Origin of the sequence: Sphingomonas sp. TZW2008 (assembly GCF_002117915.1) — a bacterium.
Lineage (GTDB): Bacteria > Pseudomonadota > Alphaproteobacteria > Sphingomonadales > Sphingomonadaceae > Sphingomonas.
In genome coordinates this window covers 23,418-42,478 of the sequence record NZ_BDJB01000009.1, presented here as the reverse complement: position 1 = coordinate 42,478, position 19,061 = coordinate 23,418, and the positions used below count along the sequence as shown (strand labels likewise).

The window sequence follows — 19,061 nt, the reverse complement described above, 5'->3', positions numbered from 1 at the left end:
GGCGTAGCGGCGCGCTTGAGAACGGGTCTGTTTGGCCCGGCGTTTCCGGCGGGCCTCAGTCGCGCCCCAGAAGGTGATCCACCAGCCGCGCCAGCGTGGGAAAGCCCGCGAGACGGAGCGCGGCCTTGTCACTCGCCATCGCGGCGGGCACCAGCGCCTTGCCGAAGCCAAGCTTCGCCGCCTCCTTCAGCCGCAGCGCGCCGTGCGCCACGCTGCGCACCTCGCCCGACAGCGCGACTTCGCCGAACGCGACCGCATCGGCCGCGACCGGCCGCTCAGACAGTGCCGACACCAGCGCCGCGGCGACCGCCATGTCCGCCGCTGGATCCTGCACGCGATACCCGCCGGCGACGTTGAGGTAGACTTCGGCCGACGAGAAGCTCAGCCCGCAGCGCGCCTCGAGCACCGCCAGGATCATCGCCAGCCGCCCGCTGTCCCAGCCGACCACCGCACGCCGCGGCGTCGCGCCGCTGGCAAGGCGCACGACCAGCGCCTGGATCTCGACCAGCACCGGCCGCGTCCCCTCCAGCGCGGGAAACACGATCGCACCCGTCACGCTCTCGTCGCGCTGTGTCAGGAACAGCGACGAGGGGTTCGACACCTCGGTCAGCCCCTCGCTCTGCATCGCGAACACGCCGATCTCGTCGGTGCCGCCGAAGCGGTTCTTGATCGCGCGCAGGATGCGATACTGGTGGCTGCGCTCGCCCTCGAAGCTCAGCACGGTATCAACCATGTGCTCGAGCACGCGCGGCCCGGCGATCGTCCCATCCTTGGTGACATGACCGACGAGCACCATCGCGGTGCCGCGCTCCTTGGCGAAGCGGATCAGCTCCTGCGCGCTCGCCCGCACCTGGCTGACGGTGCCTGGCGCCCCCTCGATCAGGTCCGAATGCATCGTCTGGATCGAATCGATCACCAGCAGCGCCGGCGGCTTGCCGGCGCCGAGCGTCGTCAGGATGTCGCGCACCGACGTCGCCGAGGCGAGCCGCACCGGCGCCTCGCCCAGCCCCAGCCGGCGTGCGCGCAGCCGCACTTGGTCCGCCGCCTCCTCGCCCGAGATATAGGCGACGTCACCCCCCGCCAGCGCCATGCGCGCCGCTGCCTGGAGCAGCAGCGTCGACTTGCCGATCCCCGGATCGCCGCCGATCAGCGTCGCGCTGCCTTCGACGAAGCCGCCGCCCAGCGCGCGGTCGAGCTCGGCGATGCCGCTCGCCATCCGCGCCGGCAGCGCCACCTCGGTATCGAGCGAGACCATCGTCACCGCACGCCCGCCGCCCTGCAGATTGTGCTTCGCCTGGAACGGCGTCACCACCACCGGCGCTTCCTCGACCAGCGTGTTCCACTCGGAACAGTCGACGCACTGCCCCTGCCAACGTGACGCGACCGAGCCGCATGCCTGGCAGACGTAGCGTTTCTGCGGTTTGGCCATCTTCTCTCAATCCGTTGACGGGCACGCGGGCGCGGAACGATCGATCTAGGCGATCGCCGGCCAAGGAACAACTAGGGAACGTTGCAATGTTCTGGTATCGTTCTTTTCCCGATGACCCAGTCCGAGTCGCCCACCGCTTCGCGACCAGATCTGCCGCCCCGGCCGCTGCGCTGGCTGTTCCTCGATCTCAACTCCTATTTCGCCAGTGTCGAGCAGCAGCTCCAGCCCGGCTTACGCGGCCGCCCGGTGATCGTCGCGCCGATCGGCAGCGACACCACCGTGGCGATCGCCGCGTCGATCGAGGCGAAGCGCTTCGGGATCAAGACCGGTACGCCGGTGTGGGAAGCGCAGCGCCTGTGCCGCAACGTCATCGTCACTCCCGCCCGCCACCGCCGCTACGTCGAATTCCACGACGCGATTGTCGCGGAGATCTGGCGCCACATCCCCGTCACGCGCGTCTGCTCGATCGACGAGGTCGCCTGCCGCCTGCTCGACAATGAGAATGATCGCGCCGCGGCGGTCGCGCTGGCGCGGCGGATAAAGGCGGGTATCCGCCAGCGGATCGGCGCCTGCCTCACCTCGTCGGTGGGCATCGCCCCCAATCGCCTGCTCGCGAAGCTCGCGTCGGATCTGCAGAAGCCGGACGGGCTGGTCGTGTTCGAGGATCGCGATCTGCCGCATGCCTTGTTCGGATTGAAGCTCACCGAGATCGCCGGGATCGGCGCCAAGATGGAACGGCGGCTGGCGCGCGACGGGGTGAACGACATCGCGCAATATTGCGCGCGCCGCCCGCGCGACGCGGGCTTCGCGTGGGGCGGCACCGACGGCGATCGGCTGTGGTACCAGTTGCACGGCGTCGACCTGCCCGAGAAGGCGACGCAGAGCCGCACCGTCGGGCACAGCCACGTCCTGTCGCCCTCGACGCGCGGCGACGAGCCCGCGCGGCTCACCGCGCGGCGGCTCGCGCTCAAGGCCGCGAGCCGGCTGCGGCGCAAGGGCTATCGCGCGCGCCTGCTCGTCCTCCATGCGAAGTTCGAGGACGACAAGAGCGGCTGGCGCGCCTCGATCCGTCTTCCCGAAACGCAGGACAGCTTCGTCGTCCTCGCCCGGCTCGACGCGCTGTTCCCGCGGCTGCGCGCCGCCGCCGCGGCGCGGCCCGGCGGCTTTCGGCTGCGCATGATCGGCGTGACGCTGGCGGAGATCGCGCCCGTCGCGGGCGACCAGGGCTCGCTGTTCGCGCATCTCGCGCCCGAGGATCCGCTGGCGCGCGAGACGCGCGGTCTCGCGCTCAGCGAGGCGATGGACCGGATCAACCAGCGTTTCGGGCGCAACGCGGTCTCGGTCGGCCCGCTCAATGGCGGGCGGATCGATCGGATCGGCAGCAAAATCGCGTTCGGCCGCATTCCGGAGCTTGACGAGTTCCACGAGTAAGTTCGAACATGCTATAAAATATCCGTTAAACGCGGCATCAACTTGACGCCTCGTGTTGCATGCGCGAAATCCGCGAGCCGTATGAAGAGCCCCCTCCCCATCGCAATCGCGGCGCTCATGGCGCTCGCTGCCTGCAACTCCAAGTCGGCCGAGCCCGAAGTGATCGATACCAATCCCGATCCCATGGCGACGCAGCTCGCCAACGCGGGTGCGGTCGAGCTGCCGCCCGCGATCAAGGCGGACAAGTCGATGCGCTGCAAGGACAACAGCGTCGTCTACGTCACCTTCTTCGAAGGCGACAAGCAGGCGATCGTGCGCACCGCCAAGGACGGTTCGCCGACCACGCTCACCGCGCCGAACGGCGGCGAGCCGCTGGTTGCCGACGGCGGCTGGAAGCTGACGGGCAGCCCCACCAACATCACGCTCGAACAGCCCGGCAAGCCCTCGCTCACCTGCAAGGGCTGACCCTGTCGATCGCGGCGGGCCGGGCAGGTCCCGGCGCGCCGCGGCGCGTGTGCGTACGGTCGGCGACGCGTTTTGCCGCGTGCGCCGCACCGCCGATCTGCTAGGCTCGCCGCTTCCGATGCCGCGCCGCCGCCCGCCCGAGATGCTCGATCCTGCGACCGTGCTCGGCGCTTATGCGGTGGGCGTGTTCCCGATGGCCGACGCGCGTGATGCGCCGGGTGTCTACTGGGTCGAACCGCGCACCCGCGCGATCCTGCCGCTCGACGGCTTCCACCTTTCCCGAACGCTCCGCCGCACGCTGCGCGCCGAGCGTTTCCGGGTGACCGCCGATGCCGCGTTCGGCGAGGTCATCGCGCTGTGCGCGGAGGCGGCGACCGATCGCCCGGAAACGTGGATCAACCGCCCGATCGAGGCAGTCTTTCTGGAACTCCACGCCGCCGGCTTCGCGCACTCGATCGAATGCTGGGACGGCGACCGCCTCGTCGGCGGGCTCTACGGCCTCGCGCTTGGCCGCGCTTTCTTTGGCGAGAGCATGGTCAGCCGCGCGACCGACGCGTCGAAGGTCGCGCTCGCCGCACTCGTCGCGCGGCTGCGCGTCGGCGGGTTCACGCTGCTCGACTGCCAGTTCATGACCGATCACCTCGCCTCGCTCGGCGCGGTCGAGATCGCGCGCGCGGATTACGTCGCGTTGCTTGGCGCCGCGCTTTCCGACACGCTGGGCTCTGCGTCGCCGACGCCGCGCTGGGCGGACGGCGCCGCGGATTTCCGCGCGGTCGACGGCGTCGCCAGTACGTCGGTCGCCGGCCCTTTGTCGGGGAAGGTCATCGCGCAGCTCTTGGCCCAGACGTCGTAGATCGGGTGCTGGACGACGTTGTACGCCGGCCGCTCCTTGTAGAGCCAGCCGGAGAAGGCGCGGCGCCACTTGCGATCGGCGCCCTGCACGTCGAGCTGGACGAACGCGCCGGTCAGCTGCTCGGGCTCCCACGGTGCAGTGCGCTCGCACGCGCGCAGCCGCACGATCGTATCGCCGACGCGCAGCGCCTGCCCCGGCTTGATTGTCAGGTCGCGGCTCACGCCGTTGCGCTTGTTGAGCAGGCCGACCACCGCGACGCGCTGCGCCATCGGCGTCGCGCCGGCGTCGACCGGCGCCGCGTCGCCCTCCACCGTCACCACGTCGCTGGTAGTGTCGGGAGCGGTGTCGGGCACCGGCTGGCTCGCCGCCGGCGCACGCGCACCCTCCTCGCTGCCGAACAGCCGCGGCCCCTGCCAGATACCCACGCCGACCAGCGCGGCGACGGCGAGCGCCCCCGCCGCGACGGCGCGCTTCACGCGTCGGGGCTCCACGCCTCGTAATCGCCCGTCGCACTGGCGCGGTTGCCGCCCTTCTCGAGCGCACCCGACGGCCGATAGGCGTGCGGCGTCCCCGTCATGTTGGCGAGCGCTGGCTTCTGCCACTGGCGGACCGGCGGCAGCGCGCGATCGGGCACGTCGTCGATCGTGTGCTGTAGCCACGCGAGCCACTCGGGCGCGATCCGGCTGGCGTCGTTCGCGCCGTCGTAGATCACCCAACGGCGCGGATTGCCCGCCGTATCCTTCCCGCCCTGGTAATAGACGTTCCCCAATTCGTCCTCGCCGACACGCGTTTTGCCGCGCAGCCCGAACCAGGTGCCGATGGTGGCGCCGTTCCACCACGTGAAGGGATTGAGGTTGATCGCCATATCGGGGTCAGCGCTTAGCGGCTGGCGGACGGCGCTTCAATGGCACGTCGCCCGCCGTACGACGGATACCGGCCGCAACTTGGTGCTACTTCCAGCTCACCTTGTCGCCCTCGGCGATGCCGAGTTCCGCCGCGCGCCCGCCGTTGATCTCCAGCACCGCCGCGACCGGCTCGCCCGACGGCACCTGCGCCTCGGAGAAGGGCACGGTATTCTCGGCGATGCGCGCGATCGTGCCGTCGGCGCGGATGAAGATGATGTCGAGTGGCGATGGCGTGTTCTTCATCCAGAAGCTCGCCTCGCGCGGCGGCCCGCCCTCGGGCGGATAGGGCGCGAACAGCATGCCGCCGTCGGCCGGGATGTTGGTGCGGTACATCAGCCCGCGCTGCTGCTGCGGCTCGGTCCGCGCCATCTCCACCTTGAAGACGTGGCGGCCGGTCGCGCTGGTGATCGTCACCGGGGCGAGCGCCGCAGGAGCCGCCTCGTTGCCGGCCGCCGCGGCGTCGCGTCCGGTGCATGCCGAAGCGCCGACGAGCAGCGCGATCGCCGCAAGACCGTGAAATCTCATTGCGCATCCTCTCGTGTGACGCTGACCGCCATCGGCCCCTTGCGCCCATCTACTACTCGCGCGCGCAGCCGCTGGTCGGGCTCGACCTCGCCGATGTCGCCGCGGCGCAGCGTTTCCATATGGACGAAGATGTCTCCCGGCATCGCATCGCGCACCAGGAAACCATAGCCCTTCAGCCGATTGAACCATTTGACGGTGACCGGCTCCCAGTCCCCCGCCTCGTCGAGCAGCGCGACCGGATCGATCCGGTTTAACGGCCGCGGCGCGGGCTCGATCGCGGTCGAGGTATCGAGCGACAGGATCTCGCGCGCCTGATAGCCGCGGTCACGCTGCACCGCGATCGCCTCGATCCGCGTGCCCTCGGGCAGGCTGCGCCGGCCGAGTGCTTGCAGGACGGAGAAATGCACCAGCACGTCGCCGATCTCGCCGCTGTCGGGCACCAGGAAGCCGAAGCCGCGCGTCACGTCGAACCACTTCAGCGTGCCTTCGACGCGCACGCCTTCCTCGTCGCCGGAACCGGCGCCGTCGCGGTAGGCCGCGTCAGGCGTATCGCTGCGCATGTCCATCTTCTTCCAGGCATGGAAACGCTAGCATGGTTGACGCGCTGCACAACATGATAGTCACCAAAGTGCGATCAATCGTACGGTTCCAGGTCCTCGCCCGGCGCCGCGGCGAGGATCCGCCGGGCAAGCGCGAAATCGTGGCCGGCGCGCAGCATCGCCGCCAGCTGTCGTGCGCGCGTCGCCTCGTCCGCCGGCGCCTTGGCGAACGGGCCGAAACGCCGCCGCCGGGCATGCGCCAGCGCGCTATCGAACGCCTGATCGGCGCTCTCTTCCAGCGCCTGCCCCGCGTCTGCCGGCGCGACGTGCGCGGCGTGAAGCGCCTGCGACACGCGGCGTGCGCCATAGCCGCGGCGGGTCAGCGCGCGCGCCTTCGCCTCGGCATAGGCGCGGTCGTCGACATAGCCGTACCCCGCCATCCGCTCCGCGATCGCCTGCGGATCGGCCGGCGGCCCGTCCCAGCCGCGCTCTCGGATCTTGCGCGCCAGATACGCCGCCAGCTTGCCGCGCGTCGTGGCGAACCGCTCGACGTAGCGCAGCGCCAACGCGTCGAGCGCTGCCCGGTTCAGCGGCGGGGGCGGATGTCGGCTTTTCGGCATGGCCTTCTTGTTGCCACACTGGCAGACGAATTTGAACGTTGGCGACCGATCCGTGGCCAGGCCCAATCGTTGATGCCATCCATGGCACCACCATCGAGACTTGAGCAGAAGACCATGACGACCGCGACCCCCTCCCTCCCCCTGACCGGCCCCACCCCGACTGGTGACGCGCTGCCGCGACGGTTCGCCGATTTCGCGACGCTGGGCGAGGCGCTGGACTATGCCGCCGCCGGCACCCGGGGGCTCAATTTCCACGACGCACGCGGCACGCTTGCGCGCGCCTATCCCTTCGCCGAGCTGCAGGCCGATGCAAAGGCCGCAGCCTATCGCCTGATCGCCGCCGGGATCGCGCCGGGGGATCGCGTCGCGCTGGTCGCGGAAACCAGCGCCGAATTCGCCGCGCTGTTCTTCGGCACCGTCTATGCCGGGGCATGGCCTGTGCCGCTGCCGCTGCCGACTTCATTCGGAGGCAAGGAATCGTACATCGATCAACTGCGCGTCCAGCTGACGAGCTGCGATCCCGCGATGCTGATCTACCCGCCCGAGCTCGCCGAGATGGCCGGCGCCGCGGCGCAGGCGGTCGGCACGCAGGGGATCGACTGGGGCGATCTCCTCGCCCGCGCCGCGCCCGCCGTCGATCTGCCGCAGGCGTCCGGCGACGACATTGCCTATCTCCAATATTCCAGCGGATCGACGCGCTTCCCGCACGGCGTTGCGATCACGCACCACGCGCTGCTCAACAATCTCGCCGCGCACGCGCACGGCATGGAGCTGATCGACAGCGATCGCTGCATCTCGTGGCTGCCGTGGTATCACGACATGGGGCTGGTCGGCTGCTTCCTGTCGCCGATCGCCAACCAAGTGTCGGTCGATTACCTCAAGACCGAGGATTTCGCGCGTCGCCCGCTCGCCTGGCTCGATCTCATCAGCCGCAACACGGGCACCTCGATCAGCTACTCGCCGACCTTCGGCTACGATATTTGTGCGCGCCGCATGTCGAGCCAGACCAAGGCCGCAGACCGGTTCGATCTGTCGCGCTGGCGGCTCGCGGGCAACGGCGCCGACATGATCCGGCCCGACGTGATGCAGGATTTCGTCGACGCTTTCGCCGACGCCGGGTTCGAGGCGACGGCGTTCCTCCCGTCCTACGGCCTCGCCGAGGCGACGCTCGCCGTCTCGATCATGCCGCCGGGCGAGGGCATCCGCGTCGAGCTGGTCGAGGAAACGCAGCTGTCGGGCGTCCCCGCCGGGCAGGACCGCCCGCAGCGCTACCGCGCGATCGTCAATTGCGGCAAGCCGGTCCGCGACATGCGCATCGAGATCCGCGAGGAGGACGGTACGCCCCTGCCCGAGCGCGCGATCGGCAAGGTGTGGTGCAGCGGACCCTCGCTGATGGTCGGCTATTTCCGCGACGATGCGGCGACCGATGCCTGCCTTGCCGACGGCTGGCTCGACACCGGCGACATGGGCTATCTGTCGGACGGCTACATCTACATCGTCGGCCGCGCCAAGGACATGATCATCGTCAACGGCCGCAACCATTGGCCGCAGGACATCGAATGGGCGGTCGAGCAGCTCCCCGGCTTCAAGCAGGGCGATATCGCCGCGTTCGCGATCACCACGCCGGGCGGCGAGGAGACGCCCGCGGTGCTCGTCCAGTGCCGCACGTCCGACGATGCCGAACGCAGCCGGCTGCGCAACGAGATCCGCGACCGCGTCCGCGCCGTCACCGGCATGAACTGCGTGATCGAACTCATCCCGCCGCGTACGCTGCCGCGCACGAGCTCGGGCAAGCTCAGTCGCGCCAAGGCGCGCAACCTCTACCTCTCAGGTGAAATCAAGCCCTACGCGGTCGCCGCCTGACGTCGCCGCGCCAATCTCACTCGGCGCGCCAGTCGGCGAGCGCCGCCTCGTAATCGTCGCGCGCGGCGATCCGCGCACGATCGAGCTTGATCCGCTCTGCGCCGTGCGCCTTTTCCAGCGCGCGCCGCTTGGCCGCCAACGCCTCTTCCTCGCGCTTCAGCGCGGCGCGGGCCTCGTCGTAGCGGGCGTGCGCTGCTTCGATCGCCGCCTCCGCCGCGGTCAGCTGCGCCCGGCTCGGCTTGGGTTTGGGCTTAGCCTTGGGCGCCGGCGCTGCCTTGCCCCTCGCTCTTCGATCGGGCGCCGTCCGTCCCGCGTTCTTTCTTACCGGCGCCGCCTCGTCAGGCGCGCGGCGCATGCGCCGGATCACTTCCCCCGGATTTGCCAGCGGCTCGCGCGTCAGCTCCGGATCGGTGACCAACTCTGCCAGGCCCCGCGCAAACAGGTTGGCATCGCTGCCCCATGCGGCGAGTGCGGCCTTCTGGCTCGGCGCCGCGACATAGGCGTCGTGAAAGCCCGCAGGCGTGCGATAGACCTTCAGCGTCGGCATCGCGCCGTTTGTCGCGCGATAGCCCACGCGCGACAAGCGCCGTCTCGACACCGCCCGGCGGTCCGCCTATCGCGCGGCGGAAAGATACCGATTTTTGGGGGAATACATGCCGACAGCCAGCAAGGTGCTCGATCGCGTCCTGGTGCTTGAGATGGTTCGCGTGACGGAAGCCGCCGCGATCGGCGCCTCGACGCTGATCGGCCGCGGCGATGAGAAGGCCGCCGACGCCGCCGCGGTCGAGGCGATGCGCGAGGCGCTCAACGGCCTCGAGATCGACGGCACCGTGGTGATCGGCGAAGGCGAGCGCGACGAGGCGCCGATGCTCTACATCGGCGAGAAGGTCGGCTCGGCGCAGGGTACGGGCCCGAAGATCGACATCGCGCTCGATCCGCTGGAAGGCACGACGATTTGCGCTAAGGCCGGGCCGAACAGCCTCGCGGTGCTTGCCATCGGCGAGGAAGGTTGCCTGCTTAACGCGCCCGACGTGTATATGGACAAGCTTGCCGTCGGCCCCGGCCTGCCCGATAGCGTCATCGATCTCGACAAGTCGCCGACCGAGAACGTCCGCGCGATCGCCGCGGCGAAGGGCGTCGCCCCGAACGAGATCATCGCCTGCGTGCTCGATCGTCCGCGCCACGAGAAGCTGATCGCCGAGCTGCGATCGATCGGCTGCGGCGTCGTGCTGATCGGCGACGGCGACGTCGCCGGCGTCATCGCCACCACCAATCCCGATACCACGATCGACGTCTACATGGGCTCGGGCGGCGCGCCGGAAGGCGTGCTCGCGTGTGCGGCGCTGCGCTGCGTCGGCGGTCAGTTCAAGGGCCGGCTCCTGTTCCGCAACGAGGACGAGCGCGCCCGTGCGCGCAAGTGGGGCATCACCGATCTCGACAAGCAGTATGATCTGAAGGAGTTGGCGAAGGGCGATTGCATCTTCGCCGCGACCGGCGTGACGGACGGATCGCTGCTCGACGGCGTCAAGCGCCGCGGCAAGGTGATGACGACGGAGAGCGTCGTTATGCGTGCCTCGTCGGGCACGGTGCGCTGGGTAAAGGGCGAACACCGCCTCTGATACGCGGCTGATGCTCGCCGCCGCGCTGCTCGCCGCCGCGATCGGGATGATCGTCTACGGCTGGTGGAGCGGGCGCAGCATCGCCGCCTCCGTCGCGCGCGCGGTACGCGGGCAGTCGCGCGATCGCCGACGCGCGACCCTCGGCTGGGCGGCGGGCATCACCGCGATGTACGGCGCCACCACCCTCGCCGCGCTGGCGCTGCTCGGGCGGCTCGACGCGCTTTTCGACTTGCCGCCGGAGCTCGCCGCCGCCGCGCGGACGCTCGGCATCGCGCCACTCTCCGCGATCGGCATCCGGGACGTTGGCTGGGCGATCGCCGGCGGCTTCCTCGGCGGTGCGATCCTCGTCGCGCTCACCGTATGGCGTCGGCGCCGCGCAATCGACCTCGGCTATCGCTCGCCCGCCATTGCCGCCTCGCGCGCCGAAGCCGGCGCCGCACTGGTGCTCGCCGCCGCCGCCGGGTTCGGCGAGGAGGTGTTCTTCCGGCTCGCTGTGCCGCTGCTCGTCGCGAGCGTCTTTGGCAGCGGCGTCGCCGGCTGTGCCGTTGGTTGGGCGCTGTTCACCATCGCGCACCGCTATCAGGGCTGGCGCGCGATGGCGGCGGTGGGGCTGGTCGGCCTCGTCCTCGCCTGGCTGTATCTCGCGACGGGATCGCTGTGGCTCGTCGTGCTGCTGCACACGATTGTCGACGCCAACGCGCTCGTCATCCGTCCGTGGCTGGAGCGCGCCTTCGCGCGGCGCAGCGCCTAGCGTCTCAACGCGAAAACGCCGCCCCGATGGTCGGGACGGCGCCTCTGCTGCTCGACACCGCGCTGCCGCGGCGGATGGAATTACTTGCTGCGCTCGACCTGCTCGAAATCGAGCTCGACCGGCGTTGCGCGCCCGAAGATCGACACCGACACCTTGACCTTCGACTTGTCGAAATCGAGCTCCTCGACCGTGCCGTTGAAGCTCGCGAACGGGCCGTCGAGCACCTTCACCGAATCGCCGATCTCATAGTCGACCTTCATCTTGGTCTTCGGCGCGGCGGCGGCCTCTTCCTTGCTGTTGAGCATCCGCGCGGCTTCCGCCTCGCTCACCGCCTGCGGCTTGCCCGACGATCCCAGGAATCCCGTCACCTTGGGCGTGTTCTTGACAAGGTGGTAAACCTGGTCGGTCATCTCGAGCTTGGCGAGCACGTAGCCCGGCATGAACTTGCGCTCGACCTGTACCTTCTTGCCACGACGCGCTTCCTGCACCGTCTCGGTCGGCACTTCGATCTGCTCGACCAGCTGCTCAAGACCCATGCGGGTTGCCTCGGCCACGATCGAATCGCGAACCTTGCCCTCGAACCCGGAATAGGCGTGGATGATGTACCAGCGTGCCATGATCGGACGCGTCCCTCTCTTTACTTGGCCAGGCTCAGCAGCGCGTTGACGATCGCGTTAAAGATCGTGTCCACGCTCAGGAAGAAGATCGCCAGGATCGTCGTCATGATCATCACCATCACGCCGGTCATGATCGTCTCACGCCGCGTCGGCCAGACGATCTTCTTCGTCTCGGTGCGGACCTGGTTGATGAATTCGATCGGGGACGTCTTCGCCACGTGCCTTGCCTTTAATCATATCGGCCGGCAGCGGGGCATAACCGCTCTACCGCTTCCCCGGATGAGGGAAACGGTGAAGGGCCGTCCGCGCTGTCGGATGCGTCGGGCGAGATAGCGCTGCCACCCGGCAAGAGCAAGGGGCGCGCCACGGGGGGTGGCTAACGCCGTCCGGGGCCGTGCAGCGAGCCTGTATCGCCGCCGAGCCGGCCGTTGACCCATATCAAGATATAACACCCTGTTTTTATGGCCTTATTAAGGGGCCGGCGGTAGCTTGGCAGCATGTCATCGCCGCAAGACCTGTCGATCCTTTTCCGCCGCTGGGGGCTGGTCTCGAAGGCGATCGACGCGCTCGGTGAGGTTCGGTCGGTCGACGCCGCGCTTGAGGTGCTCCGCGCGCAGACTCGGCGCATCGCGCTCGCCGACGGCGTATGCGTCGTCCGGCGGATCGGCGACACGGTGCTCTACGTCGGCGAGGATGCGATCGCGCCGATGTGGACAGGCCAGCACTTCTCGATCGAACAGTGCGTCTCGGGCCGCGCGATGGTCGAGCGGCAGGTGATCCTGATCCCCGATATCGCCACCGACCCGCGCGTGCCGCACAACGCCTATCTGTCGACGTTCGTCGCCAGCATGGCGATGGTCCCGCTCGGCAGCGGCGAGCCATTCGCCGCGCTCGGGCTCTACTGGGCGCGCCGGCAGCCGATCGAGCCCGCCGCGCTGACGCTCGTGGAAACGCTCACGCGCTCGGCGAACGCAACGTTCGAGCGGCTGGCGATCACCGGCGCCGCCGCCTGATCGAGCCGCTCAGGGGTGGATGATCTCCACCTCGACCGCCTGCTTGAACGGATCGCCGCGGCGCGTGTCGAGATCGCAGAAGCGATCCTCGACGGCCTCGATCACCGTCTTGCCCGGCTCGGACGGGCTGTCGCTCAGCATCTTCACCGGGCAGCGCCAAGCGAGATCATGCGTGCGACCGAACAGCGACCCGCGCGCCGTGGCATAGGCGTAGCAGGTGTTTCGCACCATCTCCGCGCCTTCGTAGCGGTAGCCGCCCGCCTTGGTCAGCCCGTCGATCAGCGGGCCGCCATAGTCGTTGCCATAGGGCGTCGAGACGAAGGCTGCGCGCAGCGTGTCGTTGCCGCCCTTGCTGATCGATCCGATTGACGCGCACAGCTGCGTTGCTTCAGCCAGCGCTGCCTCCTCGGCGGAAACTTCCGCAGCCTCGGGTGCCTGGGGCGCCGAGTCGCATCCGGCAAGCGCCGCGAGCGCGATCCAGCCGATCATCCGCCATCCCACCTGCCGCATGCGTCCCCCCTCGATCATCCCCGCGCCGTCAGTCACGCGTGCGGCGTCGATCCGCAAGCCCTCCGTCGCTAAACGCGCGGCAGGCTGCAGCCGTTATCGAGTGACCGATGATGATGGGAAAGGCTGGCAGGGGAGCTCGGACTCGAACCGAGGGCCTTCGGTTTTGGAGACCGACGCTCTAACCAACTGAGCTACACCCCTGCAGCGCCCTGCCCTTTAGCGGGCACGCGCGCGCTGTTCAAGCCGCGCGCGCACCGGCGCGGCTGCGCACCGCCAGACTACGCGCCTCGGCGACGGGCAATGGGCGTCCGAAATAGAAACCCTGCACGCTGGTGCAGCCGAGCGTGCGGATCATGTCCAGCTCGCCCTCGGTCTCTACCCCCTCGGCGGTGGTGGCGAGGCCGAGACTCTGGGCCAGTGCAACGACGGCGCGGATGATCGCCAGCGCCTCGGGCGCGCCGTTCGACGCCGCGGTGACGAAGCTGCGGTCGATCTTGATCGACGAGAAGCGCGTGCGCGACAGGTAGCCGAGCGAGGAATAGCCAGTCCCGAAATCGTCGAGGCTCAAGCGCACGCCGAGATCGAGGATGCGCTCAAGCACCTGCACCGCTACCGTCCCTTCCTTCAGGAACACGCCCTCCGTCACCTCGAGCTCGAGCCGCGACGGCGCGAGGCCACTCGCCGCGAGCGCCTGCGTCACTACCGTGACGAAGGCGGGATTGTGCAATTGCTCGGGGGAGACGTTGACGGCGACACGCGTGTCGCCGGGCCAGCGTGCCGCCTCCTCGCACGCGGTACGGATCACCCAGGCGCCGATCGGGCCGATCAGCCGCGCCTCCTCCGCCAGCGGAATGAAGCGCGACGGGGGTATCGATCCCAGCGTGGGGCTGTGCCAGCGCAGCAGCGCCTCGAACCCGCTCAGCCGCTCGCCGCCGGCATCGACGACGGGCTGATAGTCGAGGTGCAGCTCGCCGTTCTCGAGCGCCTTGCGCAGCGCCATCTCGAGGATCCGCCGTTCCTCCGCCTCGACGTGCAGCTTGGGCTCGTAGGCGTGGAACACGCCGCCGCCGGCGTCCTTCGACCGGTAGAGCGCAAGATCGGCCGAGCGGATCAGTGTTTCCGCGGTGCGCCCGTCGCGCGGCGAGGTGGCGACCCCGACCGACGCGCCGACGTACAGCGTGTGCTGGTCGACCTCATAGGGCTGCGACAGCGTGTCGATGATCGCGTGGGCCAGCCGCTCGACGCGTGCGCTGTCGGCGGCGTCGGTCACCACCACCGCGAATTCGTCGCCGCCCAGCCGCCCGATCAGCTCGGTCGCGGTCACCATCGCGGCGAGCCGTTCGGCGACGCGGCCGAGCAGCCGGTCGCCGATCGGATGGCCCAGCGTATCATTCACCGCCTTGAAGCGATCGAGGTCGATCATCATGAATGCGGCGCGGCCCCCGCCCCGCTCTGCCGCGTCAAGCGCGGCGGCCAGCGCCTCGTTGATCGCCAACCGGTTGGGCAGCCCGGTCAGCATGTCGGAGCGCGCCATGCGGGTGATCGCCTCCTCCGACGCGCGGCGTTCGGTGACGTCGGAGATGACGCCGCGGAAGCCGACAAACGCACCGCGCTCGTCGAGCCGCGGGCTCGCCGCGACCGACCACCAGCGCACCGCGTCCCCGATGGTCAGCCGCAGCGTCAGGTCGCGAAAGCTGTCGCGCCGCTTCAGCCGGTCAGCCAGCAGCCGCAGGCCGTCGTCGAACGTACCGTCCGCCCAGTCCGCGCCGGCCAGCGCCTGGAGCAGCGGCATGCCCTCCAGCTCGCTCGCAGGCTTTCCCAGCGCGTGCGCGAAGCGCGGATTGACCTTGCACAGCCGGCGCTGCGCATCGCTCTCCCACAGCCAATCGGCGCCGCTGTCCTCGAACTCACGCAGCAGCAGGCTGACGGTCTCGTCGCGGTCATACAGCGTCAGCTCGGATCCGCGCAACGCCACCAGCGCGCGCGCGCGGGCAATGCACGCCGCGATCAGCAGCGCGGCGAGCAGCAGCGTCGTCGCCGCCGGTACATAGGCGTGCTGCAGCATCAGCGGGATCGTCATCGTCACGGCGAGGCCGCCGATGAACGCGACCGCCGCCAGCACCAGCGTCGCCATCGAAACCGCCGCCGCGGTCATCAGCAGCGACAGCACCACCCACAGCCCGAACTGGCCGGCGGCGCCGCCGTGTCCTGCGAACAGCAGCGGCGGCACGCTCCACACCGCTGCCAGCGCTAGGCCCTCCAGCGCCGTGTCGCGCAATTCGCCCAGCGTCGCATAGCCGTTGTCGAAGCGCGCCGTGCGGTGGCGCCGAACCGCCACGACGGCGCAGATCGCGCTCACAGCGACGCCCCAGGCGGCGAGGAAATGGATCGGCACCGCCGTTGCAAAGAGCAGCGCGACGATCCCGGCCGCGAAGATGTTGGCGGCGAGCAGCAGCGGCGCCAGTTGCTGCCCGGCGAACAGCTGCGCCGCGCGGATACGGCTCCACAGCGCCGGATCGTCGCCCTCGGCGAGGCCGAGCAGCGTGCGTAGCGGGATCGACAGGCGGCGCGGGGCGGATGATCGGCTCACCCGCCCGCCTTACAGAGGCAGGGTTTACCGATCGTTTCTCCGGCTGCACGTTCGGGGCATTTTTTCGTGCAGTTAGAAACGGTTCTGCGACATCATGTTGCGGCCGACAACGAGAAGCCGATCCGCGGCAGATGTACCACCACGGCGCCCGCCCGCGGATCTTCGCGCCGTACTGATAACTGGTGCGGCGAGGCGCCGACGAGCGTGCCGTGCACCGGCTCGCGCCCGTAATCGGTCGCCGCGACGATCACCGCGCGACCGGCGAGGTCGGCGTTGGGGCCCTCGACCTTGGTCGGTTCGGGCTCGGCCGCCGCGGCCTGCGCGATGGCGTCTTCACGGCTGACGCTGGTGCGCGTGCCGTGGCCGATCGCGCGCACGCGGTCGTACCACGCCGCCAACCCGGGCAGATCGTCGAACGCGGCCGCCGCCGGCGGGTTGAACGATCGCACGAACCACAGATTGTAATAAGCGTTGGCGTCGACCAGCCCCGGGCGCTCGCCGCTCAGGAACGCCCGGCCGTCCGCCAGTTGCTCGCTCACCAGTGCGGCATGCGCGCGCAGCTGCGCCGCCATATGCGGTACGGCGGCGCGCATCGCGGCGGGATCGAACGGCTGCCCGCTCAGCTTCTCGCGGTCGCGAATGAACGCCTCGCCGACGCTGTCGCCGATCCCGGCGAAGATCACCGTCACCGCGGCCTGGAAGAAGCTGCGGTCGGTCCACTGCGCCGCGGCCTGATCCATGCCGCCGGTACCGCCTGGGAACAGGCTGTGCTCGGGAAAGCGCCGCTCGAGCTCGCGGACGATCAAAACGCTGTCGCAGTAGATATCCGCCCCGATCTGCATCACGGGGATGCGGCGATATCCCCCCGTCAGCGCGAGCAAATCGGGCTTGGGCATCACCACCGGCTGATCGACCGCCGCCCATTCGAGCCGCTTGATGCCGAGGCAGATGCGAACCTTCTCTGAAAATGGCGAGGTGTCGTATTGATGCAGCAGGATCGTCACGCGTCGCTCTCCTCGGACCGGCTCTTCTGGCGTTGTGCGATGGGTATCACGGGCCGCAATTAAGTCGATCGTTTTCGTGTCCGTGTTCGAAATCGGACACGCCTGCTGTCCGGAAACGCACGCCGCCCCGCGGTTCCGTTGCGCTGCACGCCGCAGTCCGACTGGCGCGATCCTTGCGGGAACCCGCCGGCACGCGTGTACGACGGCGTGCGGGGGAGTTTGGTAAGATGCGTCTGGTTTCCATCGCGGTGCTCGCCGCCGCGCTAACGTCAACCGCCGCCCCCGTCGCCGCGCAGACCGTCGATGCGAGCGGACGGACCGTCTACGATGCCGCCTTCTTTCAGCGCTTCCAGCCCGCCAACGCGCTCGAGGTCGTGCGCCGCGTTCCCGGCTTCACGCTCGAACTGTCGGAGGAGGAGGTGCGTGGCTTCGGCCAGGCGGCGGGCAACGTCGTCATCAACGGCCAGCGTCCCTCGTCGAAGAGCGATACGATCGACGTCGTCCTCGCGCGCATCCCCGCCAGCCGCGTCGCGCGGGTGGAGATCGGCTCGGGTACGCTGTTCGGCGCCGAATACAGCGGCAAGGCGCAGGTGGTAAACCTCGTCCTCACCGGCGAAGGCGGACTCGCTGGCACCGTCACCGGCAGCGTGAAGCGGCAGTATGACGGTCGGCTGCTGCCCGAAGGCAGCGTCTCGACGCTGCTGCGCGACGGCAATTCGACCTACAACGCCTCGATCGGCGTCAACAACAACCAGACCAGCGAGGAAGGCTTCGACCGGCTGCGCGCCTTGCCTAGCGGCGAGCTGATCGAATATCGCCGTAAGATCAACACCATCGCCGATCCCAACGCATTCGTTTCAGGATCGTGGGACTATAAGGCCTCGCAGTTCGAGACCGCGCGCTTCAACGCGCGCTACGCTTTCGATCGTTTCCGCCTTAGCCAGGCGAACGACGTCTTTCCCGTTGGCGGCATCGCCCGCGACGACCGGCTCACGCAGCGCTTCCACTTCGACGAATGGGAGGTCGGCGGCGACGTGCAGCGCCCCTTCATGGGCGGCGGCATCAAGCTGATCGGGCTCGCCTCGCGCCGCGACCGGAATGATCGCGATCTGTCGCTGCTGCGCGTGCGCAGCGCGGTGATCGGCGGGTTCGAGCAGCAGGTGCGCAGCCAGCGCGACGAGGCGGTGCTGCGCGGGCTGTGGACGCGCCCCGATCTCGGCGCTTGGTCGGTCGAGACGGGGATCGAGGGCGCGCTCAACCGCCTGCGCAGCAAGGTCGACCTGTTCGCGTTCGACGATACGGGCACACGCGCGCGGATCGATCTGCCGGTCGACGACGCGACCGTCACCGAATATCGCGCTGAGGGTTTCGCCAACGCCAGCCGCGCGCTGACATCGAAGCTGCGCATGGATCTGGCGTTGAACTACGAGATCTCGCGTCTCACCGTTTCCGGCGACGCTTCGGCGAAGCGCTCGCTGCAATTCTTCAAGCCGCGCGCCAATTTCGACTGGCGCATCGGTGACGGCTGGCGCGCGCAGGCGTCGATCGCACGCACCGTCGCGCAGCTCCGTTTCGAGGATTTCATCAGCGCGGCCGAGCTTTCCAACGAACGCGTCAACGGCGGCAACGCCGAACTGCTGCCGCAGCGCTCGTGGGAGGGGCTTGCGACGATCGAGAAGCAAGTGCTCGGCGACGGGCAGATCAAGATCGAACTCGGCTACACCCGCACCGCGCTGGTGCAGGATCGCGTCCCCACGCCCGAGGGGTTCGATGCGCCCGGTAATCTGGGGAACGGGACGAGCAAGATCGCACGCGCGACGTTCGACCTCCCCGTCACCAAGCTCGGTATCAAGGGCGGGCGCATCTCAGGCCGCCTGTCCTATGTCGATACGTCGGTGCGCGATCCCTATACCGGCCGCAACCGCGCCTATTCGGGCAATTCGCCGTTCGTCTATGCTCTCAACTGGCGGCAGGATCTCGGGCGCTTCGCGTGGGGCTTCGGCTTCGAGGGACAGGATCCCTTCACCACCTTCCGCTTGAACGAACTCGACACGCTCGTCCCCAGCAATCCGTACATCACCGCCTTTGCCGAATATCGCCCAACGCGCAGCACCACGGTGACGCTCGCGGTCGACAATCTCGGCAACTTCTCGTCCCGTCGCGAACGCCTGTTCTTCACCCCCGATCGGCGCACCCCGGAGCCGTTCCGCGTCGAGGATCGCGTCCGCAATCAGCACATCCTGCCGTACCTGACGATCAAGCATAACTTCGGCTGATACCAGCCGCCGAAACGACGAAGGGCCGCGACAGCTGCTGCTGCCGCGGCC

General features: G+C 69.0%; 19 protein-coding genes, 1 tRNA gene and 1 pseudogene. 8 read left to right on the top strand and 13 right to left on the bottom strand.

Going from position 1 to position 19,061, the window contains the following annotated elements:
* Positions 1-55 precede the first annotated feature (55 nt).
* Complete coding sequence (gene radA / locus B7L05_RS12510; RefSeq protein ID WP_085810616.1) at positions 56-1,429, bottom strand: DNA repair protein RadA; 1,374 nt, start codon at positions 1,427-1,429, stop codon at positions 56-58.
* A 111-nt stretch (positions 1,430-1,540) separates the two neighbouring features.
* Between radA and B7L05_RS12505 the strand changes: the two genes are divergently transcribed.
* The 3 genes from B7L05_RS12505 (at position 1,541) to aat (ending at position 4,178) form a co-directional block, all read left to right on the top strand.
* Positions 1,541-2,860, top strand: coding sequence for a type VI secretion protein ImpB (locus B7L05_RS12505; protein WP_085810615.1), 1,320 nt, complete (start codon positions 1,541-1,543; stop codon positions 2,858-2,860).
* Between the two features lie 81 nt (positions 2,861-2,941).
* The gene (locus B7L05_RS12500) at positions 2,942-3,325 is read left to right on the top strand and encodes a hypothetical protein (protein ID WP_085810614.1); all 384 of its coding nucleotides are present in this window, start codon (positions 2,942-2,944) and stop codon (positions 3,323-3,325) included.
* A 118-nt stretch (positions 3,326-3,443) separates the two neighbouring features.
* On the top strand, positions 3,444-4,178 hold the full coding sequence (gene aat, locus B7L05_RS12495; RefSeq protein WP_085810732.1) for a leucyl/phenylalanyl-tRNA--protein transferase: 735 nt from the start codon (positions 3,444-3,446) through the stop codon (positions 4,176-4,178).
* 35 nt (positions 4,179-4,213) lie between these two features.
* On the opposite strand, the pseudogene B7L05_RS17840 reads toward aat, so the two are convergent.
* The 5 genes and pseudogenes from B7L05_RS17840 to B7L05_RS12470 form a co-directional block, all read right to left on the bottom strand.
* A pseudogene (locus B7L05_RS17840) lies at positions 4,214-4,447 on the bottom strand (DUF2155 domain-containing protein); the annotation flags it as partial.
* A gap of 203 nt (positions 4,448-4,650) precedes the next feature.
* Positions 4,651-5,043 (bottom strand): NADH:ubiquinone oxidoreductase subunit NDUFA12, encoded by a 393-nt coding sequence (locus B7L05_RS12485; protein WP_085810613.1) that lies wholly within the window; start codon positions 5,041-5,043, stop codon positions 4,651-4,653.
* Between the two features lie 85 nt (positions 5,044-5,128).
* Positions 5,129-5,608: a DUF192 domain-containing protein gene (locus B7L05_RS12480; protein WP_085810612.1), complete on the bottom strand. Its 480-nt coding sequence runs from the start codon at positions 5,606-5,608 to the stop codon at positions 5,129-5,131.
* A complete protein-coding gene (locus tag B7L05_RS12475; protein ID WP_085810731.1) occupies positions 5,605-6,168 on the bottom strand; it encodes a cold-shock protein in 564 nt (187 codons plus the stop codon). Before B7L05_RS12475 ends, B7L05_RS12480 begins: the two co-directional genes overlap by 4 nt.
* A 74-nt stretch (positions 6,169-6,242) precedes the next feature.
* Positions 6,243-6,767 carry a regulatory protein RecX gene (locus B7L05_RS12470; RefSeq protein ID WP_085810730.1) on the bottom strand — a complete coding sequence of 175 codons (525 nt, stop codon included), beginning with the start codon at positions 6,765-6,767 and terminating at the stop codon, positions 6,243-6,245.
* Between the two features lie 114 nt (positions 6,768-6,881).
* Between B7L05_RS12470 and B7L05_RS12465 the strand changes: the two genes are divergently transcribed.
* On the top strand, positions 6,882-8,630 hold the full coding sequence (locus B7L05_RS12465; protein WP_085810611.1) for a fatty acyl-AMP ligase: 1,749 nt from the start codon (positions 6,882-6,884) through the stop codon (positions 8,628-8,630).
* Positions 8,631-8,646: 16 nt separating this feature from the next.
* Here B7L05_RS12465 and B7L05_RS12460 read toward each other — a convergent pair whose 3' ends face one another.
* Entirely contained in the window at positions 8,647-9,204 is a 558-nt protein-coding gene (locus tag B7L05_RS12460; protein ID WP_307718267.1) for a hypothetical protein, read from the bottom strand.
* A gap of 79 nt (positions 9,205-9,283) precedes the next feature.
* Here B7L05_RS12460 and glpX point away from each other — a divergent pair, with 79 nt between their 5' ends.
* Together glpX and B7L05_RS12450 are read left to right on the top strand one after the other, a co-directional pair.
* Positions 9,284-10,249: a class II fructose-bisphosphatase gene (gene glpX / locus B7L05_RS12455; RefSeq protein WP_085810610.1), complete on the top strand. Its 966-nt coding sequence runs from the start codon at positions 9,284-9,286 to the stop codon at positions 10,247-10,249.
* Positions 10,250-10,259: 10 nt separating this feature from the next.
* On the top strand, positions 10,260-11,000 hold the full coding sequence (locus B7L05_RS12450) for a CPBP family intramembrane glutamic endopeptidase (RefSeq protein WP_085810609.1): 741 nt from the start codon (positions 10,260-10,262) through the stop codon (positions 10,998-11,000).
* A gap of 80 nt (positions 11,001-11,080) precedes the next feature.
* Here B7L05_RS12450 and nusG read toward each other — a convergent pair whose 3' ends face one another.
* Both nusG and secE read right to left on the bottom strand, forming a co-directional pair.
* Entirely contained in the window at positions 11,081-11,617 is a 537-nt protein-coding gene (nusG, locus tag B7L05_RS12445) for a transcription termination/antitermination protein NusG (protein WP_085810608.1), read from the bottom strand.
* A gap of 20 nt (positions 11,618-11,637) precedes the next feature.
* Complete coding sequence (gene secE, locus B7L05_RS12440; RefSeq protein ID WP_085810607.1) at positions 11,638-11,835, bottom strand: preprotein translocase subunit SecE; 198 nt, start codon at positions 11,833-11,835, stop codon at positions 11,638-11,640.
* 279 nt (positions 11,836-12,114) lie between these two features.
* On the opposite strand from secE, the gene B7L05_RS12435 reads away from it, so the two are divergent.
* Entirely contained in the window at positions 12,115-12,630 is a 516-nt protein-coding gene (locus B7L05_RS12435; RefSeq protein WP_085810606.1) for a GAF domain-containing protein, read from the top strand.
* A gap of 9 nt (positions 12,631-12,639) precedes the next feature.
* Here B7L05_RS12435 and B7L05_RS12430 read toward each other — a convergent pair whose 3' ends face one another.
* From B7L05_RS12430 to B7L05_RS12415, 4 genes are all read right to left on the bottom strand, one after another.
* A complete protein-coding gene (locus B7L05_RS12430) occupies positions 12,640-13,197 on the bottom strand; it encodes a hypothetical protein (RefSeq protein ID WP_085810605.1) in 558 nt (185 codons plus the stop codon).
* Positions 13,198-13,264: 67 nt separating this feature from the next.
* A tRNA-Trp gene (locus tag B7L05_RS12425) sits at positions 13,265-13,341 on the bottom strand.
* 37 nt (positions 13,342-13,378) lie between these two features.
* Complete coding sequence (locus B7L05_RS12420; protein ID WP_085810604.1) at positions 13,379-15,730, bottom strand: bifunctional diguanylate cyclase/phosphodiesterase; 2,352 nt, start codon at positions 15,728-15,730, stop codon at positions 13,379-13,381.
* Between the two features lie 92 nt (positions 15,731-15,822).
* Positions 15,823-16,734, bottom strand: coding sequence for a glutathione S-transferase family protein (locus B7L05_RS12415; RefSeq protein ID WP_085810603.1), 912 nt, complete (start codon positions 16,732-16,734; stop codon positions 15,823-15,825).
* A gap of 227 nt (positions 16,735-16,961) precedes the next feature.
* Here B7L05_RS12415 and B7L05_RS12410 point away from each other — a divergent pair, with 227 nt between their 5' ends.
* Positions 16,962-19,010 carry a TonB-dependent receptor domain-containing protein gene (locus B7L05_RS12410; RefSeq protein ID WP_085810602.1) on the top strand — a complete coding sequence of 683 codons (2,049 nt, stop codon included), beginning with the start codon at positions 16,962-16,964 and terminating at the stop codon, positions 19,008-19,010.
* Positions 19,011-19,061: the final 51 nt, after the last annotated feature.